At 69.2% G+C, this 14,914-nt stretch carries 12 protein-coding genes, 1 tRNA gene and 1 pseudogene; 7 read left to right on the top strand and 7 right to left on the bottom strand.

Annotated elements, in window-relative coordinates; genetic code table 11:
- Positions 1-59: 59 nt before the first annotated feature.
- The 4 genes from ABD346_RS22315 to sp36 form a co-directional block, all read right to left on the bottom strand.
- Positions 60-890, bottom strand: coding sequence for an MBL fold metallo-hydrolase (locus ABD346_RS22315; protein ID WP_344377066.1), 831 nt, complete (start codon positions 888-890; stop codon positions 60-62).
- A gap of 127 nt (positions 891-1,017) precedes the next feature.
- The gene (locus ABD346_RS22320) at positions 1,018-1,905 is read right to left on the bottom strand and encodes an NUDIX hydrolase (protein ID WP_344377068.1); all 888 of its coding nucleotides are present in this window, start codon (positions 1,903-1,905) and stop codon (positions 1,018-1,020) included.
- Between the two features lie 529 nt (positions 1,906-2,434).
- Complete coding sequence (locus tag ABD346_RS22325; protein ID WP_344377069.1) at positions 2,435-2,902, bottom strand: RidA family protein; 468 nt, start codon at positions 2,900-2,902, stop codon at positions 2,435-2,437.
- Positions 2,899-3,060, bottom strand: a complete 162-nt coding sequence (gene sp36, locus ABD346_RS22330) for a Sp36 family protein (protein WP_003975360.1) — start codon at positions 3,058-3,060, stop codon at positions 2,899-2,901. Before sp36 ends, ABD346_RS22325 begins: the two co-directional genes overlap by 4 nt.
- A gap of 96 nt (positions 3,061-3,156) precedes the next feature.
- Between sp36 and bagA the strand changes: the two genes are divergently transcribed.
- Together bagA and bagB are read left to right on the top strand one after the other, a co-directional pair.
- Entirely contained in the window at positions 3,157-4,119 is a 963-nt protein-coding gene (gene bagA / locus ABD346_RS22335) for an ATPase BagA (RefSeq protein ID WP_344377070.1), read from the top strand.
- The gene (gene bagB / locus ABD346_RS22340; protein WP_344377071.1) at positions 4,116-5,552 is read left to right on the top strand and encodes an ATPase BagB; all 1,437 of its coding nucleotides are present in this window, start codon (positions 4,116-4,118) and stop codon (positions 5,550-5,552) included. The genes bagA and bagB overlap by 4 nt, the downstream gene beginning before the upstream one ends.
- A gap of 13 nt (positions 5,553-5,565) precedes the next feature.
- Here the strand turns inward: bagB and ABD346_RS22345 are convergent, their stop codons facing one another.
- Positions 5,566-5,934, bottom strand: a complete 369-nt coding sequence (locus tag ABD346_RS22345) for a WhiB family transcriptional regulator (RefSeq protein WP_189961774.1) — start codon at positions 5,932-5,934, stop codon at positions 5,566-5,568.
- A 415-nt stretch (positions 5,935-6,349) separates the two neighbouring features.
- Between ABD346_RS22345 and ABD346_RS22350 the strand changes: the two genes are divergently transcribed.
- A complete protein-coding gene (locus tag ABD346_RS22350) occupies positions 6,350-8,629 on the top strand; it encodes a transglycosylase domain-containing protein (RefSeq protein ID WP_344377072.1) in 2,280 nt (759 codons plus the stop codon).
- A gap of 104 nt (positions 8,630-8,733) precedes the next feature.
- Here ABD346_RS22350 and ABD346_RS22355 read toward each other — a convergent pair whose 3' ends face one another.
- Positions 8,734-9,198 (bottom strand): GatB/YqeY domain-containing protein, encoded by a 465-nt coding sequence (locus tag ABD346_RS22355; RefSeq protein ID WP_189961776.1) that lies wholly within the window; start codon positions 9,196-9,198, stop codon positions 8,734-8,736.
- 88 nt (positions 9,199-9,286) lie between these two features.
- Between ABD346_RS22355 and ABD346_RS22360 the strand changes: the two genes are divergently transcribed.
- The gene (locus ABD346_RS22360; protein WP_344377073.1) at positions 9,287-10,216 is read left to right on the top strand and encodes a metallophosphoesterase; all 930 of its coding nucleotides are present in this window, start codon (positions 9,287-9,289) and stop codon (positions 10,214-10,216) included.
- A 328-nt stretch (positions 10,217-10,544) separates the two neighbouring features.
- A tRNA-Pro gene (locus ABD346_RS22365) sits at positions 10,545-10,618 on the top strand.
- A 77-nt stretch (positions 10,619-10,695) separates the two neighbouring features.
- Here the strand turns inward: ABD346_RS22365 and ABD346_RS22370 are convergent.
- Positions 10,696-11,267 (bottom strand): annotated as a pseudogene (locus ABD346_RS22370) (site-specific integrase).
- Positions 11,268-12,536: 1,269 nt separating this feature from the next.
- Here ABD346_RS22370 and ABD346_RS22375 point away from each other — a divergent pair.
- Positions 12,537-13,961, top strand: coding sequence for an SNIPE associated domain-containing protein (locus ABD346_RS22375; RefSeq protein ID WP_344377074.1), 1,425 nt, complete (start codon positions 12,537-12,539; stop codon positions 13,959-13,961).
- A 261-nt stretch (positions 13,962-14,222) separates the two neighbouring features.
- Entirely contained in the window at positions 14,223-14,906 is a 684-nt protein-coding gene (cseB, locus tag ABD346_RS22380; protein WP_344377180.1) for a two-component system response regulator CseB, read from the top strand.
- Positions 14,907-14,914 lie beyond the last annotated feature (8 nt).

Below are 14,914 nucleotides of genomic sequence, written 5' to 3' on the forward strand. Positions count from 1 at the left end.
CCTCTACGGAGCGCCGGTTCACCTCATTCAGCCGCACCAACAGCCTTCATGACGCCCCATCAGATAAGGCCGTGTTCGCGCAGATACTCGAGCTGCGCGCGCACCGAAAGCTCGGCAGCCGGCCACAGCGACCGGTCCACGTCCGAGTAGACCAGGGCCACCACGTCCGCCGCCGTGAGGTGGCCGTTCTCCACCGCCGTCTCCACCTGCGCCAGCCGGTGGGCGCGGTGGGCCAGATAGAACTCGACGGCACCCTGCGCGTCGTCGAGCACCGGGCCATGACCCGGCAGCACGGTGTGCACACCGTCATCAACAGTCAGCGAACGCAGCCTGCGAAGGGAGTCGAGATAGTCGCCCAGGCGGCCGTCGGGATGGGCCACGACGGTCGTGCCGCGCCCGAGGACCGTGTCGCCCGTCAGGACGGCCCGGTCGGCAGGCAGATGGAAGCAGAGCGAGTCGGCGGTGTGGCCCGGGGTGGGCACCACCCTCATCTCCAGGCCACCGGTGGTGATGACATCGCCCGCAGCGAGGCCCTCGTCCCCCAGGCGCAGGGCCGGGTCCAGGGCGCGCACGGGGGTACGGGTCAGCTCCGCGAAGCGGGCCGCGCCCTCGGCGTGGTCGGGGTGCCCATGGGTGAGCAGGGTCAGAGCGACCTGCTTGCCCGCCTTCTCGGCCGTGGCGATGACGTGGTTGAGGTGCACGTCGTCGAGCGGCCCGGGGTCGATGACGACGGCCAGGTCGGAGTCGGGCTCGGCGATGATCCAGGTGTTGGTGCCGTCCAGGGTCATCGCGGAGGGGTTGGGCGCGAGGACGTTGGTCGCGCGGTCGGTCGCAGGGCCCGAAAGGACCCCGCCGCGCGGCTGCCCGGGAAGAGCGGCGGCATCACTCATACGGCACCTCCAGGGGTGGCGGAGTCGGTGGTCACCTGGGCAAGCCTCGCGGAACGGAGCAGTGCCTGGCGACCGCGCCTCGCGAGGCCGTCCATCGCAAGGTCGATGGGGGTTGCGGCGTCAGGGGTCATGAGGGACGGCCCCCGGCCGGGATGTGCTTGGTGAACTCGTCGTGGCCTGGCCAGCTCAGGACGAGTTCTCCGGTGTCGGTCAGGCGGGCCCGGGCGAGGACCGGGGTCAGATCGCGCTCGGCCGCGCCCACGAGGGCTTCGGCGGCAGTGGCGTACGGAAGGAGGTCACGCAGGGTGGAAATGGTCGGCGGCATCATCAGGAGCTCGCCCTTGTCGTAGCCGGCGGCGGCTTCGGCGGGGCGGATCCAGACGGTGCGGTCGGCCTCGGTGGAGGCGTTCCGGGTGACCTGGCCCTCGGGGAGCGCGGCGACGAAGAACCAGGTGTCGTACCGCCTGGGCTCGAACTCGGGGGTGATCCAGCGCGCCCAGGCGCCGAGCAGGTCGGAGCGGAGCACGAGGCCGCGCCGCTCCAGGAACTCGGCGAAGCTGAGGTCGCGGGTCACCAGGGCTTGGCGGTCGGCCTCCCAGTCGTCGCCGGTGGTGTCTCCGACGACGGTGGTGGCGTCGGGGCCCGCGAGGAGGACGCCCGCCTCCTCGTAGGTCTCGCGGACCGCGGCGCAGACGATGGCCTGGGCGGAGGCGGGGTCGGTGCCGAGGCGTTCGGCCCAGGTCTCGCGGGGCGGTCCCGCCCAGCCGAGTTCGGCGTCCTCGGCGTCGCGGGGGTCCACGCCGCCACCCGGGTACGCGTACGCGCCTCCGGCGAAGGCCATGGAGGCACGTCTGCGCAGCATGTGTACGTCGGGGCCAGTGTCCGTGCCGGCCGCCCCGTCCCGGAGCAGCATCACGGTGGCGGCCCGCCGCGGCTCGACCGCGGTGAGCTCGCCTGCGGCGAGGGCGCGGATGCGGTCCGGCCACTCCGGCGGGTACCACTGACCATTGGGCATGGGCGGATGCTACGGGGTGGCGTGCGGATGTTCGAGGGGGTGCGTGTAGGTGACATCCCTTTGACACGCATGGCATGACACACATGACACACACGGGCGTGCCCGAAGGGGCACCCATGATCCGGCACCCATGATCCAAAAGCAGCCGAACACGGGCGGTAGCTGGGCACCACCAGCCGTAGCTGGGCACCATCGGCGGTGGCTGGGAACCATCGGCGGAAGGCGGGCACCACCAGCCGTAGCTGGGCACCACCGGCCGTCACCTCATCAGCCGTCACCGGCCATCACTGGTCAGCCGTCACCGGCCACCAGTGGCACGGCGGCTGTCCGACAAAGGCCGGCCCCTGGGGGACCGGCCCTCGACGAAAGGAGATCAGCCGAGCGGAGATCGGCCACAAAGCGACAAGAGGAGGTCGCGGAGGTCGGCCATCGACCAAGCCGCTCGACACCCAGCTCGACCATCACGATGGGTAAGGCCTGTATCGACGGCCATCACGAGAAGTCAGGCCTCCTCGACCATCACGAGGGGTCAGGCCTCGACGAGCTCCACCTGGATCTCGACCTCGACCGGGGCGTCCAGGGGCAGCACCGCTACGCCCACAGCGCTGCGGGCGTGGACGCCCTTGTCGCCGAGGACGGCACCGAGGAGTTCGCTGGCGCCGTTGATGACACCGGGCTGGCCGGTGAAGTCGGGGGCGGAGGCCACGAAGCCGACGACCTTCACGACGCGCGCGATGCGGTCCAGGTCGCCCGCGACGGACTTGACGGCGGCCAGCGCGTTGAGGGCACAGGTGGCGGCCAGCTGCTTGGCCTCCTCCGGGGTGACCTCGCCGCCGACCTTGCCGGTGACGGGCAGCTTGCCCTCCACCATGGGGAGCTGGCCGGCGGTGTACACGTACACCCCGGACTGCACGGCGGGCTGGTACGCGGCGAGCGGCGGCACGACCGACGGGAGGGTCAGGCCCAGTTCGGCCAGCTTGGCTTCTACGGCGCTCATGCCTGCTTCTCCCGCTTCAGGTAGGCCACCAGCTGCTCGGGGTTGTTCGGCCCGGGGACGACCTGGACCAGCTCCCAGCCGTCCTCGCCCCAGGTGTCCAGAATCTGCTTGGTCGCGTGCACGAGAAGGGGCACGGTCGCGTATTCCCACTTGGTCATGGGCCCGACTGTAGCCGCTGCCCGCCGCCCCCTCTCGCGGGCGCCTTACGCGGACCACATGCGTGAGCCGCGGGCGGACTGGTTAGGCTCGAAGATGTGAGCAGGCTCCAGGTCGTCAGCGGCAAGGGCGGTACCGGCAAGACCACGGTCGCCGCAGCACTCGCGCTCGCCCTCGCGAAGGAGGGCAGGCGCACGCTCCTCGTCGAGGTCGAGGGCAGACAGGGCATCGCGCAGCTCTTCGAGACGGAAGCCTTTCCGTACGAGGAGCGCAAGATCGCCGTCGCGCCCGGTGGCGGCGAGGTGTACGCGCTGGCCATCGACGCGGAACGGGCACTCCTCGACTACCTCCAGATGTTCTACAAGCTGGGCGGCGCGGGGCGGGCACTGAAGAAGCTCGGCGCGATCGACTTCGCGACGACCATAGCGCCGGGGGTACGTGACGTACTCCTGACCGGCAAGGCCTGTGAGGCGGTGCGGCGGAAGAACAAGCAGGGGGGGTACGCGTACGACTACGTCGTGATGGACGCGCCGCCGACGGGGCGCATCACGCGCTTCCTGAACGTGAACGACGAGGTGGCCGGGCTGGCGAAGATCGGCCCGATACACAATCAGGCGCAGGCCGTCATGCGGGTCCTCAAGTCACCTGAAACGGCAGTGCACTTGGTGACCCTGCTGGAGGAGATGCCCGTGCAGGAGACGGTCGACGGGATCGCCGAGCTGCGGGGCGCCGAGCTGCCGACGGGCAAGGTCATCGTGAACATGGTCCGGCCGCACGTCCTGGACGAGGCGGCGGTGCGCGGGGTCACCGGCGACCGGCGCAAGGAGGTCGCCAAGACGCTGACGCGGGCCGGGGTCACCGGTTCGGCAAAGCTGGTGACGCCGCTCCTGGAGCAGGCCGCCGAGCACGCCGAGCGAGTGGAGCTGGAGCGTGAACAGCGGGCGGCGCTCGGCCAGCTGGGGCTGCCGACGTACGAACTGCCGATGATCGGCGAGGGAATGGATCTGGCCGGGCTCTACCGCCTGGCTACGGAACTGCGCAAGCTCGGGGTGGGTGAGTGACTTTGGACGCGGCCGAGCCGCTGGCGATCGATCCGCTGCTGGACGATCCGGGCACCCGCATCATCGTGTGCTGCGGCTCGGGCGGGGTGGGCAAGACAACTACCGCTGCCGCACTGGGAGTTCGGGCCGCCGAGCGCGGCCGGAAGGTCGTGGTGCTCACCATCGACCCGGCCCGCAGGCTCGCCCAGTCCATGGGCATCGACTCGCTGGACAACACCCCGCGCCGGGTCAAGGGCGTGGAGGGCGACGGCGAACTGCACGCCATGATGCTCGACATGAAGCGGACCTTCGACGAGATCGTCGAGGCGCACGCGGATCCGGACCGGGCCAGGGCGATCCTCTCGAACCCCTTCTACCAGTCCCTGTCGGCCGGCTTCGCGGGTACGCAGGAGTACATGGCGATGGAGAAGCTGGGGCAGCTGCGGGCCAGGGACGAGTGGGACCTGATCGTGGTCGACACCCCGCCGTCGCGCTCCGCGCTCGACTTCCTGGATGCGCCGAAACGCCTCGGGTCGTTCCTCGACGGCAAGTTCATCAAGCTGCTCATGGCGCCCGCGAAGATGGGTGGCCGGGCCGGGATGAAGTTCCTCAATGTCGGCATGTCGATGATGACCGGCACCCTGGGGAAGCTGCTCGGCGGGCCTTTCCTGCACGACGTGCAGACCTTCGTGGCGGCCATGGACACGATGTTCGGCGGGTTCCGGACCAGGGCGGATGCCACCTATCGGCTGTTGCAGGCGCCGGGCACCGCGTTCCTCGTCGTCGCCGCGCCCGAGCGGGACGCGCTGCGCGAAGCCGCGTACTTCGTGGAGCGCCTCGCCGCCGACGACATGCCGCTGGCCGGGCTCGTACTCAACCGCGTACATGGGAGTGCGGCATCCCGCCTCTCGGCCGAGCGCGCCCTCGCAGCGGCGGAGAGCCTCGAAGAACTGCCGGACCCAACAGATCCCGCTGCGGAAAACCCTGCAGAAAATCTTGACGACCGTCGCATTGTCGATCAGGAGGCCGGGAAGGCTGGAGATCGTGGCTCCAGCGATGCCTCTCCCCACGCTGTTGCTTCCCACGTTCACATTTCCAACGCGGATGCTTCCCACGCTCGTGCCTCCGACGCTGAGGCAGCCGGCGCACGCGCAGGCATAGATCCGGATCAGGTAGGCCCGGATCGGATGGACCCGGATCAGGTGGGCCCGGATCGAAAAGACCCGAATCAAGAATCCGTAGAGCGGCTGACCGCCGGGCTGCTGCGGCTGCATGCCGAGCGGATGCAGGTGCTCGCGCGTGAACAGCGGACGCGCGACCGTTTCACCGCACTCCACCCCGAGGTCCCGGTCGCCGAAGTAGCTGCCCTGCCCGGCGATGTGCACGACCTGGCGGGGCTGCGGACCATCGGAGACCGGCTCGCGGCCGGTGGTCCCCCGGCCGGAGCTGCCTGATCCTCCGACCTCGTCAGCCCGCTGCGGCGTACGCCTCGTCTCCGAAGGAATGCCGGTAGTCGTACGCCGACTCCTCCTCCGCGCACACGGGCAGGATTCCCGTGCTGCGCTCGTACTCGGTGCGCGCGGTTTCGAGGAGGCGGTGCCAAGAGGTGACGGTGGGGCGCCTGCGCAGAAGTGCGCGCCGCTCCCGTTCCGTCATTCCGCCCCACACGCCGAACTCGACGCGATTGTCGAGCGCATCGGCCAGGCACTCGGTCCGCACCGGACAACCGGTGCACACCGCCTTGGCCCTGTTCTGCGCTGCACCCTGAACAAACAGTTCGTCCGGATCGGTAGTGCGGCAGGCTGCCTGCGCACTCCAGTCGGTTACCCAGCCCATGCCGGCGCCGTCCTCTCCCGAATCGAGGCTCCCCCACGGCGGCAGCGGCATATTCACCGCTGCCAGTTGAGGACGTTACGGAAGGTGGGCACAGCGCAACACCCCCGTCGGGCCCAATCTTGAATGGCCCGAACGGACTATGCGTACGCGGCAGATCACCCAACGGAGTGAGCTGAGGACATGAGCGATGAATCCGAAATAAGCGGACGTATCGGCTGAGCCACAACGGACGCCCGATGACGCATGAGGCGCAATCGGACACCAACCGGGTTGATTCCTGCCGGATTCGGGGACGGCGGAACACTTCCACGCACGGCCGAGGACTTGATACGGAACCGCACTGCTGTGACAGTTGAGAGCAGCTTAGGCCAGAGCCTTCACCTGTGTCCGGCGATTGAGAACGTAGGCTGCCCCCATGGCAAAGAAGCGATCGGGCGGAGGCCTGACCGGGACCCAGCAGGCCGCCAAGTTCCTCGGCGTGAGTGTGTTGGCGGGGGCCGTGCTCGCGGGGATCGCCCTGCCGGCGGCCGGCGCGCTGGGGCTCGCGGCCAAGGGCACGGTCGAAGGGTTCGACGAGATCCCGGCCAATCTGAAGACCCCGCCGCTGAGCCAGCGCACCACGATCCTCGACAACAAGGGCAGCACGATCGCCCAGGTCTACTCGCGCGACCGCACCGTGGTGCCGCTCGCCGACATCTCCCCGTACATGCAGAAGGCGATCGTCGCGATCGAGGACTCGCGCTTCTACGAGCACGGCGCGATCGACCTCAAGGGCGTCCTGCGCGCGATGAACAAGAACGCGACCAGCGGCGGTGTCGCCCAGGGCGCGTCCACCCTCACGCAGCAGTACGTGAAGAACGTCTTCGTCGAGGAGGCCGGGGACGACCCCGACAAGGTCGCCGAGGCCACCCAGCAGACGATCGGCCGCAAGGTCAAGGAGCTCAAGTACGCGATCCAGGTCGAGGAGGAGCTCGGCAAGAAGAAGATCCTGGAGAACTACCTCAACATCACGTTCTTCGGGCAGCAGGCGTACGGCATCGAGGCCGCCGCCAAGCGCTACTTCTCCAAGTCGGCCAAGGACCTGACCCTGGACGAATCGGCGATGCTCGCCGGAATCGTGCAGTCGCCCAGCCGGTACGACCCCGTCAACGACGCGCAGGAATCCAAGAAGCGCCGCAACACGGTGCTCCAGCGGATGGCCGACATGAAGGACATCTCGCAGGCCGAGGCCGACAAGGCCATGCAGGAGCCCATCAAGCTGAGCGTGAGCAGGCCGAAGAACGGCTGCATCACCGCCGTCGAGGGCGCGGGCTTCTTCTGCGACTACGTGCGCGAGGTGTTCCTGTCCGACCCGGTCTTCGGCAAGACGAAGGAAGAGCGGGCCAAGCTCTGGAACCAGGGCGGGCTCACCGTTCAGACCACGCTCGACCCGCAGGCGCAGAAGTCGACGCAGGAGTCGATCAAGAACCACGTCTACCAGAAGGACACCGTCGCGACCGCGGTCTCCCTTGTCCAGCCCGGCACCGGCAAGATCCTCGCGATGGGCCAGTCCAAGCCGTACGGCTTCGGTGACAACGAGACGCAGATCAACTTCTCGGTCAACCGGCAGATGGGCGGCTCGAATTACGGCTTCCCGGTCGGTTCGACCTTCAAGCCGTTCCTGGCCGCGGCCGCGATCGAGGGCGGCAAGCCACCGACCCAGCAGTACTCGGCCCCGTATGAGATGGACTATCCGGCGTCCGTCCAGACGTGCACCGGCAAGCCGTGGGTCAACGACGGCAAGCCCAACCCGTACCACCTGGAGAACGAGAACGAGTCCGAGATCGGCCCGTTCTCGCTGAGGGACGCGATGGCCAAGTCGGTCAACACGTACTTCGTGCAGATGCTCGGCGACATCGGCATGTGCCCGGTCTCGCAGATGACCGACAAGCTGCACGTGCTCCAGGGCAACGGCGAGAAGCTGCCCATGGTGCCCTCGGCACTGACGCTCGGCTCGACCGGCATCTCGCCGCTGACCATGGCCTCGGCGTACGCGACCTTCGCCAACCGGGGCACGTACTGCACGCCGATCGCCATCGAGTCGATCAAGAAGGCGGACGGCTCGTCGGTGCCGGTGCCGAAGAGCTCCTGCTCGCAGGCGATGTCGCAGAACACCGCGGACAGCATCAACAGCCTGCTGCGCGGCGTGGTCGACTCCGGTACGGGTCAGGAGGCCGGGCTCAAGGACCGGGACAACGCGGGCAAGACGGGTACCACCGACGCCCGCAAGAACGCCTGGTTCGTCGGGTACACGTCGAACCTGTCCGCCGCGGTCTGGGTCGGCAGCCCGTCCCAGCGCGTCGAGATGAACAACATCACCATCGGCGGCCAGACGTACGAGCAGGTGTACGGCGGCCAGGTCCCCGGCCCCATCTGGCGCGACGCGATGACCGGCGCGCTGGAGGGCCAGACGTCGGCGCCCTTCGCCAACGTCAACATCCCCGGCACCAGCCAGAAGCCGGCCGGCAACCCGGCGACCGGCGCGCCGGCCACCACCCCCGACAAGAGCAAGAACAAGGGCAGGCACAAGCCGAAGCCGGGCGGCGAGAACAAGCCCCCGAATCCGAACCCGAACCCCGACCCCAACCAGCCCTTCCCCGGCATCTCGATCCCGCCGGGCGTCATCGGCGGGGACACGGGAGGGTGGCCGCAGTAGCGGTGCTCATACGCAGGTGGCAGTAGCAGCGTCGTACGCACGCGAAAGGGGCGCCCCGGATTCACAGCGAATCCGGGGCGCCCCTTTCGCAGGTGCGGGGTGGGTCAGCCCGCGAGGAGCTTCTTGACGGCGGCGGCGACGCGGCCGCCGTCGGCGAGCCCGGCCACCTTCGGGTTCACGATCTTCATGACGGCGCCCATCGCGCGCGGCCCCTCGGCGCCGGCGGCCCTGGCCTCCTCGACGGCGCTCGCGACGATCTCCGTGAGCTCGTCGTCGGAGAGCTGCTTGGGCAGGTACGCGTCGAGGATCTCGCCCTCGGCCAGCTCGCGCGCCGCGGACTCGGCACGGCCGCCCTGCTCGAAGGCCTCGGCGGCCTCGCGGCGCTTCTTCGCCTCCTTGGCGATCACCTTGAGCACCTCGTCGTCGGAGAGCTCGCGCGCGGTCTTGCCGGCGACCTCTTCCTTGGCGACGGCGGTGAGGGTCAGCCGGAGCGTGGACGAGCGCAGCTCGTCGCGCGCCTTCATGGCGGTGGTGAGGTCGTCCTTGAGTCGGGCCTTGAGCGTGGTCATGTGCCCAGTGTGTCAGGTGCACAGCGGTACCCGCCCGCCGATTTCCGCCCGGTACGCCGTTGTCGGCGGTGTCTGCGACGATGGGCGTATGCGCGCGCGATACGGAATTCCCTTGGGTATCACGGCGGTCGGAGCCGCCGGTCTCGCCTATGCGGCCGGCTTCGAGGCCAGATCCTTCCGGCTGAGGCGGGTCACCGTGCCGGTGCTGCCGCCGGGGGTGAGGCCGTTGCGCGTGCTCCAGGTCTCGGACATCCACATGGTGAGCGGCCAGCGCAAGAAGCGGGCGTGGCTGCAGTCGCTGGCGGGCCTGCGCCCCGATTTCGTGGTGAACACGGGCGACAACCTCTCCGACCCGGAGGGCGTCCCCGAGGTGCTGGACGCGCTGGGGCCGCTGATGGAGTTCCCCGGGGTGTACGTCTTCGGCTCGAACGACTACTACGGCCCGAAGCTGCGCAACCCCGCCCGGTACCTGCTGGAGAAGGCCCAGGGCCGGCACGGCCTCAACGGCAACGCGCCGGCCGTCGGCGTGGTCCACAACCCGTGGGAAGAGCTGCGGGACGCGTTCGACATGGCGGGCTGGGTGAACCTGACCAATACCCGGGGCCGCCTCAAGCTCGACGGCATGGAGCTGGCCTTCACGGGCCTGGACGACCCGCACATCAAGCGCGACCGGTACGACAGCGTGGCCGGTGGCCCGGAACGGGACGCCGACCTGTCGATCGCGGTGGTCCACGCCCCCTACCTGCGCTCCCTGGAAGCCTTCACCGGGGACGGCTATCCCCTGATTCTGGCCGGCCACACCCACGGCGGCCAGCTGTGCATCCCCTTCTATGGCGCACTGGTCACGAACTGCGACCTGGACACGGACCGGGTAAAGGGCCTGTCCACCCACTCTACGGAGGGCAACCGCGCCTACCTCCACGTCTCAGCGGGCTGCGGCACAAACCGCTACACCCCGATCCGCTTCGCCTGCCCCCCGGAGGCGACGCTGCTGACGCTGGTGGGGCGGCGGGGGTAGGGGCGCTGGGACCGGACGGCGGCGCTCAGCCGCCGGGGCGCCTCGGGGCAGGCCGAGGGGCCGACCGCGGGTGTTGTCCGGTGACGGCTCAGCCCTCCCCCGGGCGCCTCCGTGGTAGGCCGCCGGCTCGTGCAGGCGGCCTCCGGGCCCCACCCTGAGCCACGTCACGATCAAGGCGAACGTGCTGCTGGGGCTCGCCGTCGGTTGGTAGGCGGTACGGACGTGCACAGGCGGGCCACCCCTGCCCACAGCGCCCCGAAAACCGGATTTCGTCTCCGGCCGCCAGTGGGCTAAAGTAAACGACGTCGCCGCGACAAGCGGAGACAATCGGGGTGTAGCGCAGCTTGGCAGCGCGCTTCGTTCGGGACGAAGAGGTCGTGGGTTCAAATCCCGCCACCCCGACAGCTAAGCACAAGGTCAGAGGCCCTTTCCCTTCCGGGAGAGGGCCTCTTTCTGTTGCTGCGTGTCTAACTGCGTGACTACCGTTTCGGAGGCGGCGGCGTCCCGAAAATGCCATCCATCGCTATGGCCCCGGTCTGGATCACCGGACGGATCTGCTTCCGTTAGACCTCCTCCGTGACAGCCGTACTGGAGTGGCCGAGCAACCGCGAGATCTCTTCGAGTGGGATACCTCGGTCGGACAAGATCGAGTCGAAGGACGTTCGCGTCTCCCGAGTCGTCCACTCGTGGGGATCGATCTCGATACCGGGTATCTGCGCAGCCCCGGCGAGGACCTTACGGAACTCGCGCCGGACGCGCTTCACCTCGTCCCGCGCCTTGGCCCGCTTGACCGCACGGTTCAGGCAGGAACGGACAGCTTCCAGCGAACGGGTGCTGAGCACCTTGGACTTGGCCGCGAGCCACTTGTCCACGTCATAAGCGCTGAGGTCGCGGAGCTTCCGAGCCCCCAGAGCCGGGATTACGTGGGTGTCGCAGAGGATCGTGTTCGTCTTGACCTCGCTGCGTCCCGGCCGTTGAGCCCGCACGCAAGCCAGTCGGTCACCGCGTCCTTGACTTCGGCGCAGGAACCGGTCCCTGGGGCCGCAAGCAAGTTACGGCCCTAAGTAGAGAGCCCCGTCGGCAAACTGCCGGTCAGAACAATGCCTCCGGCGGGGGATCGGCCGACTCCGGGATGGAGGGGGCGCCGTTGCCGAGTGCCGCCGAATGTGGCGAGCGTGGTGGGCTCCCATCCCGTCCGCCATCGCCTCAGGCAGAGCCGAGCAAACGCGGCCTGTGGCGCCCCGGTCGTTCGTGCAGTGGCGCCCTCCGCCTGGACGCCATCAACCACGCCCGCTCCACCGACGTGTGGGTCGACGGCGAACGGGATGGGAGCTGGGTAAGTAGTGGGTGGAGGTTGTGGCGAGGCTTGAGGAGGGGGGTGGATGCCACGGCCTTAGGCTCACAGTCCCGAGGCGAAGCCCGGGGACCTTTATGCCCACCCCCCTTAACCGCGGACCTCAAGGGTTCTCTGACCGGTCTCGACGAGCAAGCTAGCAAGAGGCACCGACAGTCGACCTGTGACGGCATCCGGGCTGGAAGCAGACGTGCCCCGCCGTGCCCGATCGAGCGGGAAACAACGGGGAACGGCGGTTACTCACGTACAGCGCGCAGCGCGACGGCTCGGCCCGGTACCGAGAAATCAGTGCCGGGCCTGATTTGCGTTCGCCGTGTGCCGCGAGCGGCAGAAGCTTGCTCGGTACGTCCCCGAGCAACCAACCCCGCCGAACCGCACACCCGGCAACCCCCGCCCCTCCCACGAAGTTCGGCCCATGCCGCGAACCGCCCGCATCCCGGTCACCTCGGCCCTGCAGGGCTTCACCCCGCGGGTCCTTCGCCCGGCCGCCAAGCCACCGGAGCGCCGGGCTGCCGGGCTGCCGGGCTGCCAAGCCGCAGGATCGCCCAGCCGCCAAGTCGCCGGGTCGTCGGGTCGTCGGTCGACCCGGCGTCGCGGGGCCCCGGCCTGCGTCACCCACAGTCACAGAATTGTCACAACGTGGCATATGCGGGGGCCCGGCGGGGCTGGTCCGCACGAAGATGTCGGTCTGTTTGTTGCCGGGCATATCCGGCGCCCTGTGTGTTGGGGAACCTCAGGGGTGAGGGGTGGGGAATGAGTACTTATCGTTTCAATCCGCCGCCGGGTTGGCCTGTGCCGCCCGCGGGATGGATGCCGCCACCGGACTGGCGGCCCGACCCCTCCTGGCCTCCACCTCCCGTGGGATGGCAGCTGTGGGTTTCCGATGCCGGCCCCGCCGTCGACGGCCCCGCCTTCGGTCCTCCCGCGGGCTTCGCGGGGCCGGTCACTCCCGGGAGCCCCGCCGTGGTGCCGTCGCCGCGGAAGGGCGGGCTGTTCGGGCGGCGTCGGGGGGATGGAGGGTCCGAGGCCGACGAGCTGCGGGCGTGGATCGCGAGGACACAGGGGCTGGATGCCGCGCAGGTCGCCGGCCTCGTACGGCAGGTCGAGGCGGAGGCCGCCGCGCTGCGTGAGAAGGCGTCCGCCGAAGCCGTCGAGGAGGCCGAGGAGATCCGCAAGGAGGCTCGCGAGACGGCCAAGGAGATCCTCGACGACGGGCGCCGGACGGCGAAGGCGACCGAGCGGGTCCGCAAGGAGGCCGACCGGCACCGCAAGGACGTCCTCGACGCCGGACGGCGGCTCGCCGAGCTGCAGGCCCGGATCGTCAACGCCGACGAGACCGCCATGCTGCAGGAGGCCGGGATCTACGCCTACCGGCATGCGCTGCACGACGCGATCGCCTACCGGAGCCGGCTCGACACCCTGCAGAACGAGATCAAAACGCTCGCCCGGGCCGGCCGCGCCGTACAGGCGGCCACGGACTGGACGGTCAACGGCTCCAAGCGCGACGGGCAGAAGATGGTCCGCGACTTCTCCAAGCTCATGCTGCGCGCCTACAACGCCGAAGCCGACTACGCCGTGCGGTCGATGCGGCCGCACCGGCTGGACTCCCTCGTGGACCGGCTCTTCAAGAGCCGCGAGACCATCGCCAGGCTGGGCGCCACCATGCACATCCGTATCACCGACGAGTATCACAACGCGCGTGTACGGGAGTTGGAACTCACCGCCGACTTCCTGCAGAAGAAGGAAGAGGAGAAGGAGGCGCAGCGCGAGGTGCGCGCCCGGGAACGGGAGGAAGCGGCGGTCCAGCGGGAACTCGACCGGCAGCGCGAGAAGCTGAACAAGGAGCTCGGCCACTACCAGGCAGCCCTTGAACGCCTGCGCGAGCGCGGGGACGAGGCGGGTGTGGCGGAGATGCAGGCCAAACTCGCCGAGATCGACAGCGCTCTGCGGGACGTCGACTCTCGCGCGGCGAACGTCCGCGCCGGCTATGTCTACGTCATCTCGAACATCGGGTCCTTCGGCGACCGCATGGTGAAGATCGGCATGACTCGTCGGCTCGAACCCTTGGAGCGGGTATACGAGTTGAGCGGCGCGGCCGTGCCCTTCCGCTTTGACGTACACGCGCTGATCTTCAGCAAGGACGCGGTCGGACTGGAGACGGAACTCCACCGGCAGTTCGCCTCGCGGCGGGTCAACCAGGTCAACAGCCGCAAGGAGTTCTTCCATGTCACCCCGGCCGAGGTGCGCGACGCGCTGCAGCGGTTCGCCGGGCAGCATCTGATCGAGTTCACCGAGGAACCCCAGGCGCTCGAATGGCGCGCCGGCCGATGCAATGGCGGTGCCGGGACGTCCGGTGCCGGGGCGGGAGGCCTCGCGGCCCGTACGGCATGACGTGCGGCGGCGGAGGCCCCGGGTTTGTATCCACCCCGTATCACCCACCGCTTGGTTCCCCATCGGCTCACCCCGCCGGGCCCACGGGGCGCTCCCCCGCCCGGCCCCCTGTCGTATCGTTCCTTTCGATCCATCCGAGTCGCCCGCTGCGTACCGCTATGACCGGAAAGCGCGGTGCCGGGACTCGGTGCCCCCCGAACAGGAGCCCCCGTGTCCTCACCCCTCCCCGGTCCCGCTCCGGCCGCCCCGCACCCCGTCCGCATGCTGCTGGTCGAGGACGACGACCTCATGCGGCGGTCGTTCGCCGTGGCGCTGGAGCGGTACGGGTACGAGGTCGCGGTTGCCGCTGATGGGCTGGCCGGTCTTGAGGCCTTCCGGGAGGGCGGGTTCGATCTGCTGATCCTCGATGTCATGCTGCCCGGGCTCGACGGCATCGGGCTCTGCCGCCGGGTGCGGGAGAGCAGTCTCGTGCCGGTGCTCATGATGTCCGCCCGGGGGGACGGGCTCGATGTCGTCGCCGGGCTCGAGGCCGGGGCCGATGACTACGTCGTCAAGCCTGTCGATACGTATGTGCTCGTCGCCCGGATTCGGTCGCTTCTGCGGCGGGCCACTTACACTCCGGCCACCTCCACCAATCCCGAACTCCCTGGAGGACAAAGGGAGTTGCTCACCTTCGGGGAGCTTTCCATCGACACCGGCGGGCTGGAGGTCTTCGTCTCCGGTGCGCCCGTCGCGCTCACTCCCACCGAGCTGAAGCTGCTGCTCGCGTTCGCCGCTCACCCCGGCGTCGTCCTGGAGCGGCACACCCTCCTCCGCGACGTCTGGGAGTACGGGTGGGACGGGGACAGCCGGGTCGTGGACCTCTGTGTGCAACGGCTGCGCAAGAAGCTCGGGCGGGACCGGATCGAGACGGTCCGCGGGTTCGGCTACAAGTTCCGGCGTTGAGCACCGTG

It is taken from the genome of Streptomyces mauvecolor (assembly GCF_039532965.1).
Taxonomy (GTDB): domain Bacteria; phylum Actinomycetota; class Actinomycetes; order Streptomycetales; family Streptomycetaceae; genus Streptomyces; species Streptomyces violascens.

Coding starts and splice junctions, on each gene's coding strand:
- ABD346_RS22315 (WP_344377066.1), bottom strand. CDS start 890: ATGAGTGATGCCGCCGCTCTTCCCGGGCAGCCGCGCGGCGGGGTCCTT.
- ABD346_RS22320 (WP_344377068.1), bottom strand. CDS start 1,905: ATGCCCAATGGTCAGTGGTACCCGCCGGAGTGGCCGGACCGCATCCGC.
- ABD346_RS22325 (WP_344377069.1), bottom strand. CDS start 2,902: ATGAGCGCCGTAGAAGCCAAGCTGGCCGAACTGGGCCTGACCCTCCCG.
- sp36 (WP_003975360.1), bottom strand. CDS start 3,060: ATGACCAAGTGGGAATACGCGACCGTGCCCCTTCTCGTGCACGCGACC.
- ABD346_RS22345 (WP_189961774.1), bottom strand. CDS start 5,934: ATGGGCTGGGTAACCGACTGGAGTGCGCAGGCAGCCTGCCGCACTACC.
- ABD346_RS22350 (WP_344377072.1), top strand. CDS start 6,350: ATGGCAAAGAAGCGATCGGGCGGAGGCCTGACCGGGACCCAGCAGGCC.
- ABD346_RS22355 (WP_189961776.1), bottom strand. CDS start 9,198: ATGACCACGCTCAAGGCCCGACTCAAGGACGACCTCACCACCGCCATG.
- ABD346_RS22360 (WP_344377073.1), top strand. CDS start 9,287: ATGCGCGCGCGATACGGAATTCCCTTGGGTATCACGGCGGTCGGAGCC.
- cseB (WP_344377180.1), top strand. CDS start 14,223: ATGCTGCTGGTCGAGGACGACGACCTCATGCGGCGGTCGTTCGCCGTG.